Annotated in this window: 2 protein-coding genes and 3 pseudogenes; 3 read left to right on the top strand and 2 right to left on the bottom strand. The window is 66.0% G+C overall.

Translation table 11 applies throughout. From position 1 onward, the window contains the following. A pseudogene (locus ACZ7N4_RS39095) lies at nt 1-90 on the top strand (IS5/IS1182 family transposase); the annotation flags it as partial. 144 nt (nt 91-234) lie between these two features. Further along, nucleotides 235-977, top strand: a pseudogene (locus ACZ7N4_RS39090) (transposase). On the opposite strand, the gene ACZ7N4_RS39085 reads toward ACZ7N4_RS39090, so the two are convergent. Then, nucleotides 913-1,368, bottom strand: coding sequence for an SMI1/KNR4 family protein (locus ACZ7N4_RS39085; protein WP_471368790.1), 456 nt, complete (start codon nt 1,366-1,368; stop codon nt 913-915). The pseudogene ACZ7N4_RS39090 and the gene ACZ7N4_RS39085 overlap by 65 nt on opposite strands. A 103-nt stretch (nt 1,369-1,471) precedes the next feature. Between ACZ7N4_RS39085 and ACZ7N4_RS39080 the strand changes: the two are divergent. Beyond that, nucleotides 1,472-1,657 (top strand): annotated as a pseudogene (locus tag ACZ7N4_RS39080) (transposase); the annotation flags it as partial. 169 nt (nt 1,658-1,826) lie between these two features. Here ACZ7N4_RS39080 and ACZ7N4_RS39075 read toward each other — a convergent pair. Next, the gene (locus ACZ7N4_RS39075; protein ID WP_471368793.1) at nt 1,827-3,011 is read right to left on the bottom strand and encodes an IS701 family transposase; all 1,185 of its coding nucleotides are present in this window, start codon (nt 3,009-3,011) and stop codon (nt 1,827-1,829) included. Nucleotides 3,012-3,159: the final 148 nt, after the last annotated feature.

Genomic DNA, 3,159 nt, shown 5'->3' with positions numbered 1-3,159 from the left:
CATCGGCGGTACGAGCGCAAGGCCGAGCACTTCCTCGTCTTCACCAGCCTCGCCTGCACCCTCATCTGCTACCGCAGACTCACCAAATGAGATGACGTCTAAGAGGACGGAGACTCAGTGAGCTCTTTCAGCGTGGCCACTGATCGCATGATGGGATCGGTGCCCGCAACGCACGAGGCTCCCGTGCCGTTGAGGAGGTGTTCGAAGTCTCAACCCACAGGGACGGGAGCCGCGGTGGTTCCGTATTCTGCGGCACTCGACCTGCCCCACGCCCTGGTCGAGGGGGTCACCATGCTTTTCGTCACCAGGGAGGGTGACCGTCATTGCTAGCTCCCGCCGCACCAGCGTGCCCTGGTCGGGCTGGTGTACCGGCGTCGACACGACACCCTCGCCCAGCTTGCTGCCGGGTTCGTAACCTCCGTCAGCACCGCCCACGCCTACACGACAGCCGTCGTCGACCTGCATGCCGATCGCGCACCTGGCCTGCTGCGTGTGCTGCGCGAGTCCGACCCAGACTACGTCGTGCTGGACGGCACCCTGACGGAGTGCGACCGGGGCGGCGACAGCTGGGCCGACTTCTCCCACAAGCACCGCCGACACGGGGTAAACGTGCAAGTGGTGACCGATCCGGTTGGACAGCTTCTGTGGATCTCGTCGGCGCTGCCCGGCCGTGCGCAGGATCTCACTGCCGCCCGCGTCCACCGGATCACCCGCATCTGCGAACGCCAGGGCGTCCCCGTCCTCGCCGACCGCGCCTACAGAGAGCCGGCCCCTGGGTGACGACACCACTCAGACGCCCACCGGGCCGTGACCTCACGCCGACACAGCAAACCGTCAACCGAGCGCTGTCTGCAGCACGAGCACCGGTCGAGCGCGGCGTCGCGCGACTGAAGTCGTGGCGGACAGCAGCACCTAACAGAATGGGCGCTTGGTGCCTGCAGTTACACGTTTCCCGTCTCGCCGTCGGCCAGCCATGAACCGTGCCAGGGAGTGCTCCAGCAGCTCCAGGAACTGCCCTAGGTCATCGGCCCGCGTCCGGTAGACCGCCCCATCAGGGCCCGCGACGTTAGCCAGGCCGCCGCCGTTCAATCCGATGACCCGGCCATGGACCATTCGGTCTGTGCCAGCATCGACGATACCGTCCTCCTGGAGCCGCTGCAGGACGTTACTGGCTGGCTCGAGGAAGTAGGCGTTGCCGACGTCCGCCCAGGTGACATCCCCGCTGCTGTCGTGGAAGGTGACCGGGTCAGCCGGGACAGGGGTGACTTGGGCAAGCCTACGAGCCGCGGTTCGATCATCGTGGTCAGCCGACCGAACCTCGTTGGTCCCAGGGAGAAATCCGTACCGATCCTCGAACTCGCCTGTCATGGCTGCGAGAGTCCTTGAGACTCTGTCCGTCCATGAGGCCAGCCAGGCGGGCGAAAGCGATCGGTCACTCATGAGGCCCTCCTGTACGTGCGGCACACCGGGAGGGATCCAGTGGGAGTACCTGCCCGAGAAGCTGGGCTTGGGCTCAGGCATGACCTGCTGGCGTCGACTGCGGGACTGGAACGAGGCCGACGTCTGGCAGCGTCTGCACGAGGTGCTGCCGGCTGAGCTGAACGCGGCTTCACAACTGGACTGGTCCCGTTGTGTGGTCTACTCCTCGCACGTCAGGGACTTAGTACTGCAACGGTGTCTGTTCTGATTGCTGGGCAGTCTTCAAGGGCTGTGTCCGCGTCGTTTGTAGTGACTGAGCTGAGCCTGATATTGCCGTCTGCGGCGCCATGTCGACCAGTGCAGGATGTGCTCGACGGGGGCGGGCCGGCGGTCGGTGAGGCGGGTAATCAGCCGTCGGATCTCGGCAAGGCTGAGGTGGATGAGCTGGGAGGATCCGTTTCTGCTTTCCCGGCGTCCAGCTCGCGGGCTCGCAGGACGGTGAGGCAGGCGTGGGCTGCCATGGCGAGGGTCATGTGGCGGTGCCAGCCGGGATAGCGGCGGACTTGGTAGTCGTCCAGGCCGCATTCCTGCTTCGCGCTCTGGAAGCACTCCTCGATGGCCCAGCGGCTGCCCGCGATGCGGATCAGCTCGTCCAGCGTGGTGTCGGCGGGGCAGTAGGCGATGTAGTAGGAGATCTCGTCAGGCCGGCTGACGCTGCGGCGGGCGATGACCCAGTGCCGGCGGTCTTCGCGGTGCCAGGGCCGCACCTCGACGCGGGCCCAGTCATAGATCCGCAGCCCGTGAGCCCCCGCGCCGCAGGAACGGCGCTTCCACTTCTGCCGCGGCAGGCCGGGGAACAGCTCGTGGACAGGGTGATCGATGGACCAGCGGGTGACGACCGTGTCGTGCCGGGTGGTGGCCACGACGTGGAAGACGTCGGCCTGCTCGAGTTCGAAACGCCAGCCCTTGCTGTAGCCGTAGGCGGCATCCGCCGTCACCCAGCCGAAGGGGATCCGGTCCGCGATCGCTTTGCGGACCATCGCCTTGGCCATGGCCACCTTTGTCTCGAAGGCGACCTCGTCGCCGATGCCAGCCCGGCGGCAGCGTTCCCGGTCGTCCGTCCAGGACGCGGGCAGATACAACCGCCGGTCGATCAGCGTGCGGCCGCGGCCGGTGGCGTAGGCGAGGAACACTCCGATCTGGCAGTTCTCGGTGCGGCCAGCGGTTCCGGAGTACTGCCTTTGCACCCCGGCCGACCGCAGGCCCTTCTTCAAAAAGCCGGTGTCGTCGACGATCAGCACGGCGTCCCCATCGCCAAGGTGTTCCACAACGTAGTCACGGACGTCGTCCAGGACCTCATCCGCGTCCCACTCGATCCGGTTCAGCATCCGCTGGATCCGGTCCGGGCCGTCGTGACCGGCCTCCTCGGCCAGCGTCCAGCCGTTCTTGCGCTCCAGCGGAGCAATCAGCCCCCGCATGTAGGCAAGAGCTGACTCACGCGGCTCCGACCGGTTGAAGCGGTGCACGAACCGTTCATGCAGAGCGGTCAGCTCACCCGCCCACAACCTGACTTCAGCAAGGTCCCCACCCATAACCGCACCAACGACCGACCTGGCCAACAGTCACGGCATACACCGTTGCAGTATTAGACGTCATCTCATTTGGTGAGTCTGCGGTAGCAGATGAGGGTGCAGGCGATGGCGGTGAAGGCCAGGAAGTGCTCGGCCTTGCGTTCGTAGC

It is taken from the genome of Streptomyces sp. NPDC107654 (assembly GCF_055639035.1).
The sequence above is the reverse complement of the archived record's forward strand: the minus strand, read 5'-3'. Positions and strand labels throughout refer to the sequence as shown.

What these genes read in the sequence shown, in the direction of transcription:
- ACZ7N4_RS39085 (WP_471368790.1), bottom strand. Translation starts at nt 1,368, where the DNA reads ATGACAGGCGAGTTCGAGGATCGGTACGGATTTCTCCCTGGGACCAAC.
- ACZ7N4_RS39075 (WP_471368793.1), bottom strand. Translation starts at nt 3,011, where the DNA reads ATGGGTGGGGACCTTGCTGAAGTCAGGTTGTGGGCGGGTGAGCTGACC.